This window comes from Streptomyces sp. NPDC048172 (genome assembly GCF_043202595.1).
Lineage (GTDB): Bacteria > Actinomycetota > Actinomycetes > Streptomycetales > Streptomycetaceae > Streptomyces.
In genome coordinates this window covers 86517-107029 of sequence record NZ_JBIDAT010000008.1, presented here as the reverse complement: position 1 = coordinate 107029, position 20513 = coordinate 86517, and the positions used below count along the sequence as shown (strand labels likewise).

12 protein-coding genes are annotated in these 20513 nt (G+C 73.4%); 3 read left to right on the top strand and 9 right to left on the bottom strand.

Features of this window, described 5'->3' with window-relative positions:
• Positions 1 to 4: 4 nt before the first annotated feature.
• Positions 5 to 2074 (top strand): hypothetical protein, encoded by a 2070-nt coding sequence (locus ACGF3A_RS32330; RefSeq protein ID WP_393733968.1) that lies wholly within the window; start codon positions 5 to 7, stop codon positions 2072 to 2074.
• A 12-nt stretch (positions 2075 to 2086) separates the two neighbouring features.
• Here ACGF3A_RS32330 and ACGF3A_RS32325 read toward each other — a convergent pair whose 3' ends face one another.
• The 5 genes from ACGF3A_RS32325 to ACGF3A_RS32305 form a co-directional block, all read right to left on the bottom strand.
• Positions 2087 to 3427, bottom strand: a complete 1341-nt coding sequence (locus ACGF3A_RS32325; RefSeq protein ID WP_393734263.1) for a protein kinase — start codon at positions 3425 to 3427, stop codon at positions 2087 to 2089.
• Positions 3428 to 3432: 5 nt separating this feature from the next.
• Positions 3433 to 4359, bottom strand: a complete 927-nt coding sequence (locus ACGF3A_RS32320) for a protein phosphatase 2C domain-containing protein (RefSeq protein WP_393733967.1) — start codon at positions 4357 to 4359, stop codon at positions 3433 to 3435.
• A 55-nt stretch (positions 4360 to 4414) separates the two neighbouring features.
• The gene (locus ACGF3A_RS32315) at positions 4415 to 5077 is read right to left on the bottom strand and encodes a tellurium resistance protein (protein WP_393734262.1); all 663 of its coding nucleotides are present in this window, start codon (positions 5075 to 5077) and stop codon (positions 4415 to 4417) included.
• 238 nt (positions 5078 to 5315) lie between these two features.
• Complete coding sequence (locus ACGF3A_RS32310; protein WP_393733966.1) at positions 5316 to 7760, bottom strand: GTPase-associated protein 1-related protein; 2445 nt, start codon at positions 7758 to 7760, stop codon at positions 5316 to 5318.
• A gap of 182 nt (positions 7761 to 7942) precedes the next feature.
• Positions 7943 to 8968 carry a YihY/virulence factor BrkB family protein gene (locus tag ACGF3A_RS32305; protein ID WP_393734261.1) on the bottom strand — a complete coding sequence of 342 codons (1026 nt, stop codon included), beginning with the start codon at positions 8966 to 8968 and terminating at the stop codon, positions 7943 to 7945.
• Positions 8969 to 9199: 231 nt separating this feature from the next.
• Here ACGF3A_RS32305 and ACGF3A_RS32300 point away from each other — a divergent pair, with 231 nt between their 5' ends.
• On the top strand, positions 9200 to 10858 hold the full coding sequence (locus ACGF3A_RS32300; protein ID WP_393733965.1) for a serine/threonine-protein kinase: 1659 nt from the start codon (positions 9200 to 9202) through the stop codon (positions 10856 to 10858).
• 13 nt (positions 10859 to 10871) lie between these two features.
• Here ACGF3A_RS32300 and ACGF3A_RS32295 read toward each other — a convergent pair whose 3' ends face one another.
• Positions 10872 to 14057 (bottom strand): amidohydrolase family protein, encoded by a 3186-nt coding sequence (locus ACGF3A_RS32295; protein ID WP_393733964.1) that lies wholly within the window; start codon positions 14055 to 14057, stop codon positions 10872 to 10874.
• Positions 14058 to 14581: 524 nt separating this feature from the next.
• On the opposite strand from ACGF3A_RS32295, the gene ACGF3A_RS32290 reads away from it, so the two are divergent.
• Positions 14582 to 16255 (top strand): acyl-CoA dehydrogenase family protein, encoded by a 1674-nt coding sequence (locus ACGF3A_RS32290; protein WP_393733963.1) that lies wholly within the window; start codon positions 14582 to 14584, stop codon positions 16253 to 16255.
• Here ACGF3A_RS32290 and pflA read toward each other — a convergent pair.
• From pflA to ACGF3A_RS32275, 3 genes are all read right to left on the bottom strand, one after another.
• On the bottom strand, positions 16227 to 17021 hold the full coding sequence (pflA, locus tag ACGF3A_RS32285; RefSeq protein ID WP_393733962.1) for a pyruvate formate-lyase-activating protein: 795 nt from the start codon (positions 17019 to 17021) through the stop codon (positions 16227 to 16229). The genes ACGF3A_RS32290 and pflA overlap by 29 nt on opposite strands.
• Positions 17021 to 19270, bottom strand: a complete 2250-nt coding sequence (gene pflB / locus ACGF3A_RS32280; RefSeq protein ID WP_393733961.1) for a formate C-acetyltransferase — start codon at positions 19268 to 19270, stop codon at positions 17021 to 17023. Before pflB ends, pflA begins: the two co-directional genes overlap by 1 nt.
• A gap of 482 nt (positions 19271 to 19752) precedes the next feature.
• Positions 19753 to 20484 carry a hypothetical protein gene (locus ACGF3A_RS32275; RefSeq protein WP_393733960.1) on the bottom strand — a complete coding sequence of 244 codons (732 nt, stop codon included), beginning with the start codon at positions 20482 to 20484 and terminating at the stop codon, positions 19753 to 19755.
• Positions 20485 to 20513 lie beyond the last annotated feature (29 nt).

The following is a 20513-nucleotide window of genomic DNA, read 5'->3' as shown; positions in this document are numbered from 1 at the left end:
ACCGGTGCCGCGGATCTGGCGACTGCCCCAGTACCCGGGGATGCGCGGATACGCCGCGCTGGACGGCGGGCTCCGCGCGGCGGGGTTCCGGCACGCCGCCGAGGTGCTGCGGCCCCCGGAGCCGAGCGCCGCCGCCTCGATCTTCGCGACGCTGCGCGACACCGGCCGGGAGAGCGGCTTCAGGGTGCTGGACGGGCTCTGGTTCCCGGCCCGCGGCACCCGTTGGCGGCGCGTGGACCTGGCGTACGTACGGGAGTGCCGCGCGCGCTGGGAGAGCGGGGACGACCCGCGCGCCGACGCCGCGGTGCCGCTCCTGGACACCCTGGAGACCCTGCACCGCGACGACCCGGCCAATCTGCGCCGGATCGTCCTGTGGCAGCTCTGCTGCCAACTGCGCGACGCCGGTACGCCCGTGACCGGCGCGGCGGCCGAGGCGCTCGGCGTGCACGCCGACGAGGCCCAGGAGCTGGCCGACGCCGTCACCGCGGACTTCCCCGCAGCGGGCCCCGGGCGCGAGGCGGCGGAGGAGATCAGCGAGGTGTGGCCGGGCACCCGGGTGCGGCACGCCGTCCTGCTGGCGAAGCTCCTTCCGGCGCGCCCCGACGACCATGTCCTCGCCCGGCTCCTCACCGGCCTCCGGGAGCGGCACACGGCCGTACGCGGCCTCAAGGACGAGGCGGCGGAGCGGGAACGGCGCGGCGAAACCCGCGCGGCGGCCGACACCTGGCTCGACGCGCTCCGGCAGGCCACGGACGACCGCGACGCGCGCGCCGGGCTGTTCCGCACCGCCGCGCTCCTCGCGGACGATCCGCTGCTCGCGCCCGAGGAGACGGTGACGGCCGCCGTCACCGGGCACACGGCCCAACTGAGCTGGCGCCCCGCGCGGCGCCACCCGGCGGAGGTCGGCTACCGGCTCTTCCGCTTCCCCGAACGGGCCCCGGACCGCGCCGTCGAGCTCACCGTGCCCGAGGACGGACCCTGCGCGGCCGTGGACACCGGCCTGCCGCTCGGGGTGCCGCTGCGCTACGTCGTGCTGCCGACGCGCGGCGGCCGCCCCGCGGGCGTCCCCCGGGCCAGCGGCACCGTCCTCCTCACGCCCGAGGTGGAGGGGCTGTGCGCGCAGACGGTGCTCGACGGCGTACGGCTGCGCTGGCTGACGGACGACGCCGCGCGGGCGGTGAAGGCGGTGCGGACCGACCGGACGACGGGCCCGCCCGGCACCGGCACCCCGCTCCCCTGCGACCTCACCGGGCTCCTCGATACGGCGCTCCCGCCCGGCGACTACCGGTACCTGGTCTCCTGTGGCTACCCAGGACCGGGTCCCGACGGCGAGTTGGTGTGGTCCCCGGGGCGTACGGTCACGGCCAGGGCCGAGGTGTGGCCGTCCCCCGTGACCGAGCTGCGCGCCGGACCGCCCGACGGCGAGGGCCGGGTGCACGTGACCTGGCCGAGCCCCGACCGGGGCCGGACCCGGCTCGTGCGCTGGCGGACCCCGCCGGTCGGCCCGGGCGAGGACGTCTCGGCGCTGCTGGCCCGTACACCGGAAGGGGACGCGGACGCCGGGTCCGTGGAGATGCCGCCGCCCGGCACCATGGCCAGGGTCACGGCGGTGAGCACGCTGGACGGCCGTACCGTCTCCGGCCCCAGCCTCGTCCTCGAACACCCCGGGCCCGTCACGGGACTCGTCGCGCGCCGCCTGGAGACGGACCGCGCCGAGGTGCTGTTCGACTGGCCGGAGCCCTCGGTGCTCGTGGCGCTCCGCTGGGAGTGCGGGGCGCTGCGCGAGGAGCGCAGGGTGCCCCGCAGCAGGCACCTGGCCGAGGGGCGGGTGGAGATCCCCGTCTTCTGGCCGGAGTGCCGGATCACGGTGACCCCGCTGACGCGACCGGACGCCATCGGCGTGCCGGGCACCGGGGCGGCGGCCGTGCTCCCCGCCGTGCCCCCGCCGCCGACCACGACGGGCCGGCCCTCCTGGGTGCCGTGGACGCCCGCTTCGGGGCCCGGCCGGTGGCGCCCGCGGAATGCCCTGCTGGCCAGGATCCTCCGCTGGCGCCCGTGGCCCCGCCGTCGCTGAGGTGCAGGTCGGTTACGGATGCACCTCGGCCTCCGCGCCGCCCCCGAACTCCACCAGCAGGCCGGGACGGAGCGCGACCGTACGGCCCGGGCCGACGTCCTGCACGCTGCCGTCGTCGCGGCGCACGGTCCACACGCTCCCCGTGCGGTTGGTGAGCCCGAACCGCCCCGGCTTCGAGGGGTGCTCGGTCACCTCGCCCACGAGCTTGGTGAAGTCGTGCCGCTCCGTGTCGCCCTTCAGGTGGTGCGCGTACACCCGGGCCTGAGGGTCGAGGCGGATGGAGCGCCGCGTGGGGCGGGACGCGCCGTGGCTGATGGCGATCTCCATCCGCGGCGGCAGCCGCAACTGCCGTGCGCAGGCCCAGCATTCGAGCGCGGAGCCGTCGGAGGGAGTCAGTATCTGCTGGCCGCACCCCGTGCAGCAGGTGATGCCGTCGAGGACCTCGCTGAGCGCGCTCTGCCACTGCGTCTCGCGCACCCGGTCGCCCGGGCGGGCCAGGCCCTTGGTGAAGGCGGTGGTGAAAAGCGCGCGCAGGTTCATGGGCAGCAGGTTCCAGAGGGTGAGGACGGTCTGCTGCTCGGCGGGGTCGGGCCGGTTGGAGGTGTCGGAGGGGTCGAAGACGAAGAGCGGGTCGGCGCCGTACAGCCGCCGCATGGCGTGCTCGTCGAGGCTGTGGATCTTCAACAGCCGGGCCCCGTGCAGCGGATGGTCGTTCATCAGCAGCATGAACAGCAGCACCGCGAGGGAGTGCAGGTCGGTCTGGGTGCCCGGCTGCGTGCCGTCGTCGCCGCGGACCAGCTCCGGCGCCATGAAGTTCATGGTCCCGGCCACGGCGGCGAACTCGCCGTCCACCACCGCGTTGTCGTTGTCGCAGACGAGGACGTCGCCGTTGCCCGGGTCGAAGAAGATGTTGCCCCAGTTGATGTCCCGGTAGGCGATGCCCTTGGAGTGCAGGGTGCGGTACGCCTCGACCGTGTGCAGCGCCGCCGTGACCAGGACGCGCGGCGTCACGGCGGAGACGGAGGGGAGCCGCCGGAAGAGCGCGGGCAGGTCCTGGAAGCGCTCGGGCCTGATGTCCATCAGATAGCCGAAGCCCGCCTGCGGGCTCTTCGGATCGACCACGATGGCCGTCGGCCACAGGAAGCGGTCGTCGTCCCAGCCCCGGTCGATGAGCCCGTCGAGGATCTGCCGCTGCCGGGAGTCGGCCAGCTGCGGGTAGTACCACTTGACGGCGCGGTCGCCGCGCTCCGTGGAGACCCGGTACACCTCGCCCTGTCCGCCCGAGCCGAAGAGCTCCTCGACCGTCACCTTGCCCAGGGACTCCGCCTCCAGGATCTGCCCGGCCTTGAGCATGCCGTTCACAGTGCTGTCCCTCTCCCGTCGTCGTACGCCTCGTACGCCTCGTGCGTGTCGTGCGATGTGTCCTCGGAGGTGCTCTCCAGGCTGCCGGGCGCGAACGCCGCGACGAGGGTGGTGTCGTCGCCGGAGAACCGGCCCGCCCGCCCCAGCCAGTCGGCGAGCTGGTCCTGCACCGCCGGGACCCCCTGATCGGCGGCGCGCTGCGTGACGCCCCCGGCGAACTCCAGGAACCCCGCGCGGTCCGTGAAGCTCTTCGCCAGCCCGTCGGTGGAGATCAGCACCGCCGGAGGGAGGCCCCCCTCGCCGGTGACGGGCTCCCAGTGCGTACGGGTCTGGCGCCAGGCCTCCGCCTCGCACAGCGAGTCGGTCTCGTCCCCCAGCTCCTCCCCCACGTCCAGCGGGGCCCTGGGCACGCCGCCCGCGTCGACCAGCACCACGTCCCCGTCGCCCAGCTGCCAGCACACGGTGAGCCAGTCGGTCACCACGGCGCCGACGAGGGTCGTGCCGTACGGGGTGAGGTCCTGGGCCAGCGGTCCCGCGGGGGGCTCGGTGGGGCGCCCGGCCGCGTCGGTCGCCGGGCGGACGCGGGGGGACGGCAGGGGCGGGCCGCCCCGCGCCGGGGAGTTGGCTTCGTGCAGCAGGGCCTTCTCCCGCCATTGGTGCACCAGTTGCTGGGGCAGCGTCTGGGCCTCGGCCCGCAGCACGCCCCACCGGCGCTCCGAGGACCGGTGGCTCACGGCGCGCTCCGCGAAGCCGAGGGCGAGACCGGCGAAGACCCCCACCGCCCAGCGGGCGCCGAGGTCGCTGCGGAAGTGCGGCGCGGAGCCGTGGCCGTCGGCGACCGCCAGCACGACGGCCTCGCCGTCGGCGGTGCGCCGGACGACGTAGCGGTCCTGGCTGTACTTCTTGCCGGCGCCCCTGACCATTCCCTGAAGCGTCTGCCAGGCACCGGCTCGCGCTCCGGTGGCGGTCACGCGGCGGTCACCAGACGTCTTCGTCGTCGGCCTGCTTGTCGAACGAGAGGGTGGAGGCCGCGGGCGGCTGCTGGGCGCCGTCCGTCTTCGGCGTCGAGGCCGCCTTCACCGCCACCGTCGAGGCCCAGCGGATCGCGGCCACGAGCTGCCGGGGGTTCCTGGCCTGGAGGGGCTCCAGTTCGGGGTTGCCGAGGAACTCCTTCAGCATGTCCTTGTCCGCGTCCTCCCCGATCGCCACCGCGACCCGCATCGCGCGCTTCCCCCAGGGCGTGGCGTCGATCTCGCGGAGACCGGCCCGCCAGTCGTCCATGGGCTGCCCGTCGGAGACGAGCGCGACCACGGGGCGCAGCGCGCGGTCCGGCATGGGCGGGCTCTGGAGCGCCTTCGCCGCCAGCCGGAAGGCCGCGCCCATGTCCGTACCGCCGTAGGTGGTGAGGTCCGTCCAGGAGAACTGCTCGACCGGCGTCGCCTCGTCGATGTGCCATGTCGCGCCCGTGGCGAAGGAGATGGCCCGCACCATGAGCGCCGCCGACGGATTGTCCTGCGCCGCCTGCTGCATCTCCGGGATGGCCTCCCGGATGGCGAAGTTCAGCTCGCCGATCTTCCCGTTGATGCTCATGGAGCTGGAGCAGTCGAGCAGCCAGAGGAAATGCAGCGGGCGATTGGCCATCGGCCCGCCGGGAATCCTGGAAATCGTTTCGCTTTCACTCACGCGGGTCCTCCCCCGATGGCGGACTGCTTCCGTACCACGGAGATGTGTCGATGGAGTCGGTGTCGATGGAGTCGGTCTCGGCTGTGCGCGGCGCCGCGGGGACGCCAACAAGAGTGCGACGGCGGTGAGTTGAGGCTACCGCTTAAGGGGTGGGTGTGGCGCCCCGTCCTCGGTCGTACCCCTGGGGCGGACGTGGTCACCGCCCCCGTCGCTGATACGACCACTGGGCCCACTCGTCCCTCCGCTGCTTCCCCTCGAACTGGTAGATCCACGCCGTCACGGCGGCCACGTCGCGCTCGTCCATCCGCTGGACCGCGGCGCCGAGGAAGTTGTGCAGCAGCCCCTCGGCCACCGCGCGCCACTCGGGCCTGTCGCCCGGCGTCCTCGGAAACCAGGTCAGGAAGAGCGAGGCCACCCTGCGGTGCTCGCGGGCGAGCGCCCGCAGCCTCTCGTCCGTGCCGTACAGCCGCTCGACGGCCTCCTTGTACGGCTGCAGCAGCTCCTCGCGGGTCTGCTGGATGAGGTAGCCGTACGCGTTCTTCGCCCCCGGCACGGTGAGGTCCGCGTCGGCCAGGGCCCGGGCGAAGACCGTCAGGACGCCGGTCTCCACATGGCGCGGGAGGGGACTGACGGACGACCAGAGCCCGCCCGTACGCGCCACGGCCTCCGCGACCCCGAGGGCGCCCGCGTCCAGCTCGCCGGTGACCGCCAGCAGTTCGGCCCTGTCGCGGGCCAGGGGCGGCAGCCGGTGGTCGGCCCGCGCCTCCCGCGCGAAGTCGAGCAGGGTCCGGTCGAAGCGCGGCGGCTTGTTGATCCAGTTGGCGAAGAGGGGCGCGCGCCCGGCCTCGACGCACACCCGCGGCGAGCACACCTCCAGCAGCCGGGGCACGTCGGCGGGCTCGGGCTGGCCGTGCGGCCAGACGGCGTCCCACACCTGGTTGAGGAGCCCGGCGTCCGTGATCCGGCCCCGGGGCTCCAGCTCGCGGGCCAGCGCCGCGAAGAGCTCGACGCCCTCGGCCCGCGTCTCGGCACGCACCTCGGCGGCCAGCACGGCCAGGCGCACGGCGAACGGCACCTCGGGAAAGCTCCGCCGCCGCAGCCAGCCCCCGACGGCGGGCGAGCCGACGGCCCAGGCCAGCACGCGCGCGCCCCGGTCCGCGAGGCTCTTCAGGGTCAGCCGGTCCACCACCGGGCTGTCGAGGCGGTCCAGCAGCTCGACGGTGTGCGCGGCCACCTCCTCGCCCTGGTCGACCAGGGCCCGCGCGATGCGCTCCGCGCACTCCCGTACGAGCGTGCTCCCGTCGCCGCCCAAGTGCAGCGCCAGGGACAGCGCGTCGGCCCACGGGCCGTCCGTCCCCCGCAGCCTGCCGTGCAGCGCGTCGTCGATGGCGGCGGCGAACTCCTGGTGCAGCACGCGCCGGGCCTCGTCGTCCAGCGGCAGCCGCGCCAGGGCCGCCTGGTCGAGCCGGAGGTGCCCGTCGCAGGCCAGCGCGAGCCGCTTGCGGGCCAGTTCGGTCGCGAACGGGCGGAGCGCGGCCACGGGGACCTCGTCGGCGAGCTGCCCGCAGATGCGGATCAGCTCGTCGAGCTCGTCCAGCTCACCCGACTCATCTGATTCGTCCGACTCGTCCGGGCCGGGCAGCGTCAGGGCCTGCGCGCGCCGCGTGAGCGACCGTACGAGGTCGGGGTGCTGCTCGGGGCTGTTCCCGAGGGTGCGCCACATGTCGCTGTCCGGGGACGGCAGCTCGCCCTCGCCCAGCGTGTGGTCCAGCACGAACGGATCGCCCTTCTCCGGCTGCCGCAGCGGCGTGCCCATGGTCCACCGCCACGCCATGGCCTCCGCCCACGGGTCGACGACGGGCGGGCTGCCGGTGCCGCCCAGCCCGTCGTGCACCCGGTAGAGATGCTGGAGCAGCTCGGGGTCCTCGCGGTCGAAGTCGGCCTCGGGGCCGATGCCGAGGATCTGCTGCGGCGCCTCGTACGGCTGCGCGGTGCGGGTGACGAACGTCAGCGCGCGGGCGTACTCCCCGGTCAGCGAGGCGCAGGCGAGGGCGATCCAGTGCGCCACGGTCTCCTGCTCGCCCTCGGCGAGGACGATCTGCCGCCCGGCCCGGTCGCCGAAGAGCCGCCGTACGTCCGCGAGGAATGGCCCGACCCTGTCCTTGTGCTCCCGCGCGAACGCGACGAGCTTCTCCTGCGTGAACCCGCCTCCGGGGGAGGGGAGCTCGTCGACGGCGGCGCCCCACGCGTCGATGGGCCGGACCTCGCGCAGTTCCTCGCCCCCGGCGGGCAGGTGCAGGACGTCCATCCGCCGCTCGGACACCCCGCCCTCCCGCATGGTGCGGGAGGAGCACAGCAGGCCGGTGCCGTCGGGCAGTCGGCCGTAACTCAGCGAGCGGTCGAGGCCGCCCGGGTCCTCGGCGCCCGTCGCGCTCCCCCACGGGTGGCTCACCGCGACGAGGGGCCTCGCGCGCTCCCACAGCTCGGCCGACGTCTGCCCGGGTGCGGCGGGGTCCTCCGGACCGGCCGTCCACTCCCCCGGCCCGCCGTGGATGACGTAGCGCAGCCACTGTCCGCGGTCGCCCATGCCCAGCGCCGCCTCCCCCACCTCGTCGGGCCCGATCCGGCGTGCCCAGGTCACCCGGGGCCTCGCCGTCCGGCGCCATTCTTGCCAACCCGGCGGGGCAGCGCAGCCGCTCTGCCAACTTTCCCCCGGACAGTCGACGTTGCCCCTCTCCCCTCTCTCCCCTTCTCTCCGCCTCACAGCTCCCGCGGACACGGGCCGGGAGGGGCCCCGTCCGGGCCGAGGCGTGACGTTCCGGCTCAGCGGCGGTCGCGGGGGCGGAGGCGGCCGCGTACGTCGTCCGGCGGGAGGAACTTCGTCCAGCGTTCGGGGAACTCCGCGGGCGCGTCCTCCTCGTCGTCCGTCCCCTCCCGCGCGCGGCGGGCGGCGACGGCGGCGACGACCTCGGCCGCCAGCGCCTCCCGCACCCGCTCGTTCGCGCGGCGGGCCGCGGCCGTGGCGACGGACGGCCACACGTGGTCGATCGCCGCGTTCACCGCGGCGCCCACCAGGACCGCGAACGCGGAGACGCCGATCCACAGCAGCACGGCGACGGGCGCCGCCAGCGAGCCGTAGATCGTCGGGCCCTCGACCGTGTTGGTGAGGTAGAGCCGCAGCAGGAAGCTGCCCAGCACCCACATCAGCAGCGCGACGAGCGCCCCGGGCACGTCCTCCCGCCAGGGCGAACGGACGGGCACGGAGACGTGGTAGAGCGTGGTGAGGAAGACGATGGAGAGCAGCAGCACGACCGGCCAGTAGAAGACCGTCACCGCCCACTCCGTCTGCGGCACCAGTCGCAGCACGGCGTCGGGTCCGGCCACCATCAGCGGCAGCGCGATGGCGCCGATGACGAGCGCGACGAGATAGAGCCCGAAGGAGAGGATCCGGGTCTTGACGATGCCGCGCCGCCCGTCGAGCCCGTACATCACGGTGATCGTGTCGATGAACACGTTCACGGCGCGTGAGCCCGACCAGAGCGCCAGCGCGAAGCCGAGCGAGATCACGTCGGGCCCGCCGCCCCGGATCACGTCGTCGATGAGCGGCCGGGCGAGCTGGTCGACGCCCTTCTCGGAGAGCACGGTGGAGGAGGCGTCGAGGAAGTTGTGCCGGATCGAGTCGATCGTGTCGATGTTGATCCACGCGTCCAGGTAGCCGAGCAGCCCGATCAGGCCGAGCAGCAGGGGCGGGATCGAGATCAGCGTGAAGAACCCGGCCTCGGCCGCCAGGCCGAGCACCCGGTACTCCATGCAGGAGTTCACGGTGTCCTTCAGCAGCAGCCACGCCATCTTGCGCTTGGGTACGTCGCGGTACTTCACGCGCGCCAGGCGGGGCTGCCCGTGGCGGCGCTCTTGCGTCTGCTCAGGGGTCTGCTCAGGGGGTTCGTGGGCTGCGTGCACGTCTTTAACGTATCTGCCCCGGGCTGGCCGCCACACACCGTGACCGGGCTAGGGTCTGCGGGGAACACCCGTGTCAGAGGGGGAACAGACGTCTCGTGATGAGCGAACGGTGAAGGAACGGTGAGCGAACAGCAAGGGCACGACCAGCCGCAGGAACGGCTGGTGGCGGGGCGGTACCGGCTCTCCCGCCGCATCGGCCGCGGCGGCATGGGCACCGTGTGGCTCGCCGACGACACACTGCTGGGCCGCAGGGTGGCGCTGAAGAAGCTGCACCTGCCGCCCCACCTGGAGGACGACGAACGGGAACGGCTGTACGAGCGGACGCGCCGGGAGGCCCGGAGCGCGGCCCGTATCAGCCATCCGAACGTGGTCGTCGTGCACGACGTGGTCGAGGACGAGGGCCTGCCGTGCATCGTCATGGAGTACGTGCCCGCGCGGTCGCTCAGCCAGATCCTCAAGGAGGACGGCCCACTCGCGCCGCAGGCGGCGATGCGCACGGGCCTGGCGATGCTGTCCGCGCTCAGCGCGGCGCACGCGGCGGGGGTCCTCCACCGCGACGTCAAGCCCGCGAACGTGCTGCTGACCGAGGACGGCAGCCGCACGGTCCTCACCGACTTCGGCATAGCCGCCGCCTCGGGCACCTCGACGCTGACGCGGACGGGTGAGTTCGTCGGCTCGATCAACTACGCCGCGCCCGAGCGCATGCGCGGCGGCGACTCGGGCCCCGCCACCGACATGTGGGGACTGGGCGCGACGCTGTACGAGGCCGTGGAGGGCTTCGCGCCGTTCCGCCGCGACACCTGGATGGAGACGGCGTACGCGACGGCCAGCGATCCGCCCGACCCCATGGAACGGGCGGGCCACCTCGAACCGCTGATCTCCCGCCTCCTCGCGAAGGACCCGGCGGAACGGCCCGGCGCCACGGAGGCCGAGGAGCTTCTCGCAGGGACGACGACGATGCCGTACGTGGCGGGTACGGGGACGGGTACGGGCGTGGGGCCCACGCCCGTACCCACTCCCGCGCCTGCCCCCGAGCCCGACCTCGCGGGGACGGCGGTCACGACCCCGACAGGGCCCGTGCCGGTGCCCGCACCCGGGCCCGCACCCGTCGCGCCGCAGCCCCCGCAGCCGCACCCGCACCCGTCCCCGCCGCCGAGACGCGGCGGCCGGGCGGTCGTCTGGACGCTCGTGGCCGTGCTCGTCGCGGGCGGGCTCGGGGCCGGGGCGTACTGGTGGAGCGAGCGCGACTCCGGCGGCGCCCCTCCGCAGGGGAACGAGCCTCCGGCGTCCGCCTCCCCGACGCCCACCGCCTCCCCCAGCAAGCGCCCGCCCCCGCCCGCCGGGTACCACCGGGTGAAGGACCGGCTGGGCTTCTCCGTCGACGTCCCGAACGGCTGGCGCCGCAGCGAGAAGCCCGGGGGCACCGAGGTGAACTACATCTCGCCGTCGGGCAAGTCCGCGCTCAAGTTCAACGTGCTCGACTTCGCCGACTCCAGCCCCATCCGGCACTGGCAGGAGCTGGAGCCCAAGGTGAAGGAGATATCCCCCGAGTACGAGCGCCTGCGGATGAACCGGACGAAGTACCAGGGGAAGACCGCCGCGATCTGGGAGTACCGCTGGCAGGGCCGGGCCCGCGCCTTCCGCGCCATCGACCTCGGCTTCGGCGCGGCGGGCGGAAAGCAGTACGCGATCTACCTGTCCGCGCCGGACGCCCAGTGGCAGGAAGTGAAGGTGCGCTTCGACACCGCCACCGCCTCGTTCCGGGCCCGCCCGGAGTGAGCGGTGCGCGGCCTCAGCCCGGGTCGCAGCAGCTGTCCTTGCGGAGCTGGCGGCCGACCTTGTGCCAGTGGTCGTCGCCGTTCCCGTCCGTGCGGAGGCTCTTCGGCTCGGGGAAGGCGTCCACCAGGTCCTTCTGCTCGTGGACGACGCCTCCGCGCAGCACGGACGTCGTCCGGACGAGGGAGTCGAAGTCCGTGAAGGGGTCGCCGTCGACCAGGGTGAGGTCGGCGAGCTTGCCCTCCTCGACCGTGCCGAGGTCACGTTCGGCGCCGAAGGCGCGGGCGGCGAGGACCGTGGCGGTGCGCAAGGTCTGTGCGGGAGAGAGCCCGGAGCGGTGCAGCGCGCGCAGCGCCATGTGGAGGTGGAGGCCGACGGGGACGAGCGGCGCGTCCGTGCCGAGCGCGACGAGCCCGCCGCCCGCGAGCACCCGCTTGTAGACGTCCGTCTCGACGGCCAGCGTGGCGAGCTGCTCCTTCGTCGGGGCCTGCGCGGCGAGTTCGCGGACGGCCAGGGTGTCCCAGGGCGGCATGATCCGCGTGACGCGCGGGTCGTCGGCGAGCTCCGGGTCGGCGCCGACGAGGGGCGCGGCCGTGAACGGGGTCGCGACGAGGTGGAAGTCGCCGGTCGCCGTGTAGATCTCGATCACGTCCTGGTACGCATGGCCGCTCGCGGTCGTCGCGCGCCCGAACTCCAGCCGCTGCGTCGCCTGGAGGTGCGTCGTCAGGTCCTGCCCGAGCTGAATGCCGGGGGTGCACAGATGGCTGCCGGAGCGGACGCCCAGCTCGTCGTGGGCGAAGGCGGCGGCCTCCTTCATGACCCAGCCCGGCGCGCGGACGTACGTCTTGACGAAGTCCCAGTCGAGCGCGGCGGCCCGGCGCAGGGAGCGGCGCAGTCCGGCGCGGGTGCGGTGGGCGCGGCCCATGCTGTACGCGACGCGGGCGCCGTCGAGGAGTTCGCCGGTGGCCAGCAGCCGGGGCCCGGCGAGGGTGCCGTGCGCGACGGCCTCGCGGAGCCGGGCCTGCTCGTAGGCGAAGCCGCCGAGGGAGACGGCGGTGGTGATGCCGTACGCGAGCTGCGTCGCGGTCTGGCGCCCGCCGTAGGTCGTCTGCCAGGGGTGGGTGTGCGCGTCCCAGAGGCCGGGGATCACCGTCAGCCCGGAGGCGTCCACGCGGCGCGCGGCGGAGCGGCCCGCGCGGTGCGGGCCGACGGCGGCGATCCGCCCGTCACGGACGACGACGTCGACGTCCTCGCGGACCTTCTCCCCCGTGCCGTCCCAGAGCCGTCCGGCGTGCACGACGGTGTCGCCGCTGCCGCCCTTCGTACGCCGGTGGTCGAGGGCGACGCCGACCGTACGGGCCGTACCGGCGGCGACGTCGAGGCGGCGCAGGCGGCCCGCCGAGAGGTAGAGGACCGTACCGGAGTCGCCGGACCAGGAAGGGTGGTCGGCGGGCTCGGACGTGACCCGGCGGGGCTTGCCGTCCGGGGTGCCGTCGGGGCGTACGGGCAGGAGCCAGAGCGCGGAGTCGGAGACGAGGGCCATGGTGCGGCCGTCGGGGGACCAGACGGGCCCGGAGTCGTAACGGTCGGAGAGCGAGACGTGGTCGGCGAGGGCGTGCAGCCGGGCCTCGCCGGTGTCCGCGTCGACGACACGGATGAGGTTGTAGCCCTCGCGGAAGCGCTGGTTGAGCCGGTTGCGGTCGCAGAGCGCGACGTACCGCCCGTCGGCGGACCAGCTGGGTCTGCCGGGGATCCCGCCACCGCCGAGCGGCTTGGCGAGGACACGCTCCTTGCCGTCCGGCAGCTCACGGACGATCAGGTTGCCCGTCATGTCCAGATACGCGAGGCGCTTGCCGTCCGGGGAGAGCGCGGGGAAGACGCGCCCGCCGTCGGCGAGGACGGTGTCCTTGCCGGAGCCCAGCTCGTGACGGCGCACGGCGAGCAGTCCGCCCGGCGACTCGTGGTCCGAGGCGTAGACGAGGGCCTTGCCGTCGGGCGCCCAGACGGGCGCGAGGAGATAACGGGTGGGCGCCGCCTGGACGACCTTGCGGGGACGCCGCCCGCCCCGCCCTCCGGAGAGGTCCGCGACCCACAGCGCGTTGAGCGCGGCGAAGGCGACCTGGCGCCCGTCGGGCGAGAGCGCGGGCAGATGCACGCCGCGTACGGGACGCGCCGCGCCGCCGTCGAAGTCGTACTCCTTGACGCGGTAACGGGGCCGGTCGACGGGCAGCGTGGCCTCGAAGGGGATCTCGTCGGCGTCACCGGGTGCGGCGGGCCGTACGAGCGTGAACCGGCCACCGACGGTGAGCAGCAGCCTCTCCTTCCCGTCCTTGCCGGTCCAGCGTGGCGGTACGGGTTCGACGTCGCCCTCGACGGGGACGGGCTCGCCGTCCACGACGAGCGTGCAGGACCCGGCGGGCGCGGGCGTCGTACGCAGATACGCGAGCCGTCCGTCGGCGGCGACGGCGGGCGTCATCACCTGCGCCTTGCTCTTGTCGGTGTGCTCCGTCCGCACCGGCCCCTCCCCGTCGGCGGCGACGGAGGCGACCGTACGGGCGTCGAGCACCGGCCCCTCCTCGCCGGTGGTGACGGTGCCCCGGACGAACAGGACGCGCTTCCCGTCCGGCGACCAGGTGGGGTCGAAGTCCTCCCAGGCGCCGCCCTGGTCGGTGAGCTGGGTGAGCTCGCCGGTCTTCAGCTCCAGCACCCAGATCCGGTACGGGCTGCCCTTCACCGGGTCGCCGCCACGCTCCGAGGCGAACGCGAGCCGGGTCCCGTCGGGCGACCAGGCCGGGCCCCGGTCGTCCCAGGGCCCGTCGGTGCGCTGGGTCAGCCCGCTGCCGTCGGGGCGCATGGTCCAGATGTGGAATCCGCCGCCCTTGTACGCGCAGACGGCGAGCTGATCGCCGTCCGGCGAGAGGGTGGGCCTCGTGGGTTCGAGGTCCGGCTCGGTGAGGGCCTTGGCGGGACCGCCGCCGTCTCGGGGGACCGCCCAGAGCACGTTCTGCACCTCGGCGATCAGGGGTCCGCCGGAGGGGGCGAGCGTGGCGGCGCCGTTGGTGGCGGCCGTGAAGGAGAGCGAGGCGTGGCGGCTGCGCGCCGCGGCGACGGAACCCGGGGCCAGGGGCCCGACGAACCCGGCGGTGACACCGCCGGCACCTGCCTGGAGGAGACGGCGACGGGAGAAGTGCGGGGTGACCAACGGACCCTCCAAAGCGCGGAGTTGTGGTACCTGCGTGGCACGAGCGCCTGATCGTTGCACACCACACCATACGAGGGTCAACACCACGCGGTTCCGAGTACGGACTGCCCCGCCCTGTGCGTCGCGGACTGCGAGTGCGTCGTAGCTCGTCGCGCAGTTCCCCGCGCCTCTGAAGGGGCACTCCTCTACTCCTCCCTCGCGAAGCTTGGGAGGTCTGCTCCCTCCGCCCCTCTGAGCTTGGGAAGTCTGCGCAAGGCGCAGGGTTGGCAAGCGCAGCCCCCCACGCCGGGTGCCCCGCGTACAAGAGCCGGGTTCGGGGTGCCCCGGGCTGCGCTTCGCGGGCCGCGCCCGCGTCGTGGCTTGTCGCGCAGTTCCCCGCGCCCCTTAACGGGCAAGCCCAAGAGTCTTGGACCGCACAGCCCCGCGCCCCTGAGGGAACAGGGGCAAGCCCCGACGCGTCGTGACGGGTCGCATCTCTGAAGGGGGCCTCCTAAAACCAGCAGCGGAGATTTAATCTGGCTGGCATGTCAGCCTCGACACACACCGTGACCAACCAGCCCCCACCCCTCGTCGACTACGACCTCTTCGCGGAGGACCACGCACTCGCCGAAGCCGTAGCCCGGCACGTCGCGGACGAGAGCGCCGAGGAGGCGCGGGACGAGCTGAGCGCGCTGGGCCGCGCGGCAGGCTCGGCGGAGGCCCAGGAGTGGGGCAGGCAGGCGAACGAGTGCCCGCCGGTGCTGCGTACCCACGACCGGTACGGGAACCGGATCGACGAGGTCGACTTCCACCCCGCCTGGCACCGCCTGATGGAGCGCGGCGTAGCGGCGGGGCTCACCGATCCGTGGTCCCGGCCCGACGGCCAGTTGCGCCGTACGGCGGCGTTCTACGTCTGGTCGCAGGTCGAGCCGGGCCACGGCTGCCCGTTGTCGATGACGCACGCGGCGGTGCCCGCGCTGCGCCGCGAGCCGGAGGTGGCGGCCGAGTGGGAGCCGCTGCTGGCGTCCCACACGTACGACTACGGGCTGGACCGCCCCGCGTCCGCGAAGGCGGGCGCCATCGCGGGGATGGGCATGACGGAGAAGCAGGGCGGCAGCGACGTCCGCGCGAACACGACGGAGGCCGTGCCCCTCTCCGGCGAGGGGGAGGGCGCGTACGCGCTGCGGGGCCACAAGTGGTTCTGCTCGGCGCCGATGTCGGACGTGTTTCTCGTCCTGGGCCAGGCGCCCGGCGGGCTCACCTGCTTCCTCGTGCCGCGCGTGCTGCCGGACGGTACGCGGAACACGTTCCGTATCCAGCGTCTCAAGGACAAGCTCGGCAACCGTTCGAACGCGTCGAGCGAGGTCGAGTTCGACGGGACGACGTGGGCGCGGCGCGTGGGCGAGGAGGGGCGCGGTGTCGCGACGATCATCGAGATGGTCGCGGCGACCCGGCTGGACTGCGTGACGGGCTCGGCGGCGCTGATGCGGCAGGCCGTCGTGCAGGCCGCCCACCACACCGCGCACCGCGCGGCGTTCGGTGCGACGCTGATCGACCAGCCGCTGATGAGGAACGTGCTGGCGGACCTCGCGATCGAGTCGGAGGCGGCGACGGCGCTCGCGATGCGGCTCGCGGCGGCGTACGACGGCGCGGCGGCGGGCGACGCGCAGGACAAGGCGCTGCTGCGGCTGGCGGTCCCGGCCGCCAAGTACTGGGTGACGAAGCGGGCGACGCCGCTGGCCGCCGAGGCCCTGGAGTGCCTGGGCGGCAACGGCTACGTGGAGGAGTCGGGCATGCCCCGGCTGCTGCGCGAGTCGCCGCTCAACTCGATCTGGGAGGGCTCGGGCAACGTCCAGTCCCTCGACATGCTGCGCGCCCTGCAGCGCTCCCCCGACTCGCTGAACGCGTTCCTGAGCGAGATCGGCCAGACGCGGGGCGCCGACCACCGCCTGGACGACGCCGTGAAGGACGTGCTGACGGACCTCGGCGACCTGGACGGCATCGAGGGCCGGGCGCGGCGGCTCGCGGAGAACATGGCGCTGGTGCTGCAGGGTTCGCTGCTGGTGCGGTACGCGCCGCCCGCCGTGGCCGACGCGTTCTGCGCCTCGCGGCTGGGCGGCGACTCGGGCCTGGCCTTCGGCACGCTGCCGGTCGGCGTCGACACCGGGGCGATCGTCGAACGGACGCTGCCTACACCGCTCGCAGACCCCGCGAGCTGAACGCCTCCCGGGCCCGCGCGAGCTGGTCCGGCGTCGGCGTGGGGGTGTCCGCCAGGGGGAAGCGCAGGCCCAGCGCCTGCCACTTGGCGGCGCCCAGCTTGTGGAAGGGGAGGACGTCCACGCGGCTGACGTTGCCCAGCGACGCGGCGAAGCGGGCGATTCCGGCGACGTTCTCCTCGCCGTCCGTCAGTCCCGGGACGAGGACGAAGCGGAGCCACACCTCGTCGCCCCGGTCCGCGAGGCGGCGGGCGAAGTCGAGGGTGGGCTGCAGCGCGCGGCCCGTGAGCCTGCGGTAGAGGGCGCGGTCCCAGGACTTGAGGTCGAGGAGGACCAGGTCGGTGTCGGCGAGCAGCGCGTCGGAGGCGCGGGCGCCGAGGAACCCGGAGGTGTCCAGGGCCGTGTGGTAGCCCAGCTCGTGCTTGAAGCGGTGCAGGAGTTCGCCGGTGAAGACGGGCTGGAGGAGAGGTTCGCCGCCGCTGACGGTGGCCCCTCCCCCGGCGGCCCGCAGGAACGTTCCGTACTTCGCGGCCTCCTCGACCACCGCGTCCGCCGACATCCGCTTCCCGTTGCGCATCCGCATGGTGTCGGGGTTGTGGCAGTACAGGCAGGAGAGCGGGCAGCCCGCCAGGAACGTCACGAAGCGGCTGCCGGGCCCGTCCACCCCGGTCGACAGGTCCCAGGAGTGGACGGAGCCGTTCACGGTGCGCGCGGTGACGGCGCCCGCGAGGGTCGCGGCGGGGGTGACGGCGGGCCCCGGTGCGGTCATCACAGCGCCTCGTGGAACGTACGGGCGATGACGTCGCGCTGCTGCTCGGGCGTGAGGCGGACGAAGTTCACCGCGTACCCCGAGACGCGGATGGTGAGCTGCGGGTACTTCTCGGGGTGCGCCATGGCGTCCTCCAGGGTCGCGCGGTCCAGGACGTTGACGTTCATGTGGAAGCCGTCGCTGGCCGTGTAGCCGTCGAGGACGCCCGTGAGGTTGACGGTCCGCTCCTCGCGGGTCCGGCCGAGGGCTCCGGGGGTGAGGGTGTTGGTGAGCGAGATGCCGTCCTCGGCGTCGTCGTAGGGCAGCTTGGCGACGGAGAGCGCGGCGGCGAGGTAGCCGTGCCGGTCGCGGCCGTTCATCGGGTTGGCGCCGGGCGCGAAGGGCGTTCCGGCGCGGCGGCCGTCGGGGGTGTTGCCGGTCTTCCTGCCGTAGACGACGTTCGAGGTGATGGTCAGCACGGACTGGGTGTGCGTGGCGCCCCGGTACGTGGGGTGCTTGCGGACCTTCGCCATGAAGTCCCGCACGATGCGGCGGGCGAGCTCGTCGGCGCGGTCGTCGTTGTTGCCGTACGCGGGCCAGTCGCCCTCGGTGACGTAGTCGACGGCGAGTCCCGTGCCGTCCCGGATCACGCGCACGCGGCCGTACTTGATCGCGGAGAGCGAGTCGGCGGCGACCGAGAGGCCGGCGATGCCGCACGCCATGGTGCGCAGCACCTCCTGGTCGTGCAGGGCCATCTCCAGGCGCTCGTAGGCGTACCTGTCGTGCATGTAGTGGATGACGTTCAGCGCGTGGACGTACGTCTGCGCGAGCCAGTCGAGCATCGCGTCGTAGCGGGCCACGACGGTGTCGTAGTCGAGGTACTCGTCCTCGATCGGCGCGAAGCCCTCCGCGACGCGCTTGCCGGTGATCTCGTCGCGCCCGCCGTTGATCGCGTAGAGCAGGGCCTTGGCGACGTTCACGCGGGCGCCGAAGAACTGCATCTGCTTGCCCATGGCCATCGCGGAGACGCAGCAGGCGATGGCGGTGTCGTCGCCGTACTTGGGCCGTATCAGCTCGTCGGACTCGAACTGCAGCGCGGAGGACTCGACGGCGATCTCCGCCGCGAACTCCTTGAAGCCGCGCGGCAGCCGCGCCGACCACAGGACGGTGAGGTTCGGCTCGGGCGCGGGCCCGAGGTTGCGGAGCGTCTGCAGGGCGCGGAAGGCGGTACGGGTGACGAGGGTGCGGCCGTCCTCGCCGATGCCCGCGAGGGACCAGGTGACCCAGGTGGGGTCGCCGGAGTACAGCTCGTCGTACTCGGGGGTGCGGAGGAAGCGGACGATGCGCAGCTTGATCACGAAGTCGTCGATCAGCTCCTGCGCCTCGCTCTCGGTGAGGGCGCCGAGGTCGAGGTCACGCTGGAGGTAGACGTCGAGGAAGGCGTCGATGCGGCCGATCGACATGGCGGCGCCGTTCTGCTCCTTCACGGCGGCGAGGTAGCCGAAGTAGAGCCACTGCACGGCCTCGCGCCCGTTCTCCGCGGGCCGCCCGACGTCGTAGCCGTAGCGCGCGGCCATGTCCTTGAGCTCGCCGAGCGCCCTGATCTGCTCGGCGATCTCCTCGCGGTCGCGGATGACGTGCTCGCCGGGCCACTGCGCGTCGAGCCGGGCCCGGTCCTGCCGCTTGGCCTCGACGAGCCGGTCCACGCCGTAGAGCGCGACGCGGCGGTAGTCGCCGATGATGCGGCCCCTGCCGTAGGCGTCGGGCAGCCCGGTGATGATGCCGGAGGAGCGGCAGGCGCGGATCTCGGGGGTGTACGCGTCGAAGACGGCGTCGTTGTGGGTCTTGCGCAGGTGCGTGTAGATCTCCTTGACCGCCGGGTCCGGCTCGTAGCCGTACGCGCGCAGCGCCGTCTCGACCATGCGCCAGCCGCCGTTCGGCATGATCGCGCGCTTCAGCGGCGCGTCGGTCTGGAGGCCGACGATCAGCTCGCGGTCCCGGTCGATCCAGCCGGGCGCGAAGGCGTCGATCCGGGAGGGCGTGGCCGTGTCCACGTCGTACACCCCCTTGGCGCGCTCCTCCGGGAACTTCGCGAGGAGCCGCTCCCAGACGGCGGTGGTGCGCGCGGTCGGGCCCGCGAGGAACTCGGGGCCGCCCTCGTACGGCGTGCGGTTGCGCTGCACGAAGTCCCGCACGTCCACGGCGTCCCGCCAGGGCCCGCCCTTGAACCCGTGCCAGGCGTCACGGGTGATCTCGTCCTGTACGGCCATCTCTCTCACCTCCCCCATATTGTGAATACGTTCACAAGGGTGGCGGGAGAGCCGGAAGGTCCGGAGGCCCGGGCCATTGGTCCCTTGGTCCCTTGGTCCTTACTGGGGGGCGCGAGCGGGCCCGGGAGACATGTCCAGTCCCCCGGGCCCTGTGAGTGATGCCGTCCCCGGTTCACGCCTGCGACTGGCAGCCCGGGTCAGTCATGAGGCCGTCGCGCTCTTCCTTTGAGCTACAGCCACACGGAGAGCGGCTGGCCGGAGTCGAACCGGCATCCGACGGCGAGGGCCCGGGCCGAACCGTCCAGACGAGGGAACAGGCGGATGCTGAGTCTGGAGCGAGAGTCTGAGATTGATCACGCCCCCGCCTTCGGCGGCGGGGCCGTGCCGTCACGACAAACTTCCTTCTTCAGCTTGCGCTCCTCGCGCACCCTGGCCTCACGACTGAGCGCGGGCCAGGGGGTTCAGGGGTTTCAGGTGTGGTGCTACTCGAAAAGATAGCCGAACACGGCGTCGCCCACCCGCTGGTCGGTGATCTCCGCGCCGTTGGCCTCCTCGCGGGCGAACTTCACGGCCTGCTGGAGCTTTTCGAGCCGGTCCAGCAGCTCGCGGACGCGGCGCGCGGGAAGCGCGCCGGAGAACTTGACCGTCGTCCAGTACCCGACGGGGATGTCCTCGTAGTACACCTCGACCTGCGCCGGGTGCTTCTCCGTCGCCTCGGCCTTGACGTGGTTGCGCGGCACCTTCTTCGTCCGCACGGTGCGCACCGGCTCGGTCTTCCAGGCGTCGGTGGACGGGTCGAGGGCCCACGCCTCGGCGGCGTCCAGCACCGGCAGCTTGCGGATCACGTTGTGCAGCTCCGCCAACTGCTTCTCCAGGAACAGCAGATACGTCACCGGCGCCTCGGCGATCAGCACCCGCCCGTCCACGGTCACGTCCGCGCGGGCCGCGCAGTTCGCCCAGTCCTTGGTGGCGGTCACGTCGAAGAGCCGGGTGAGGGCCGAGGCGGAGTCCCGCAGCACGTCCTCGGCCTGCACCTGCACCCGCGTCGACTCGGGCGGCAGCTGCTCGCCCTCCTCGTCCTTGGGCTGGTACGTCCGCGAGATCCCGGCCAGCAGTGCGGGCTTCTGCAGCCCGCGCTGCGCCTCCGCCAGGTCCTGCTGCGCCTTGGTCTTGACGCCCTTCTCGACCGCGATGATCTGGTTCAGTTTCGCCACGTCCCGCACCGTACTGGCATACGAACCGT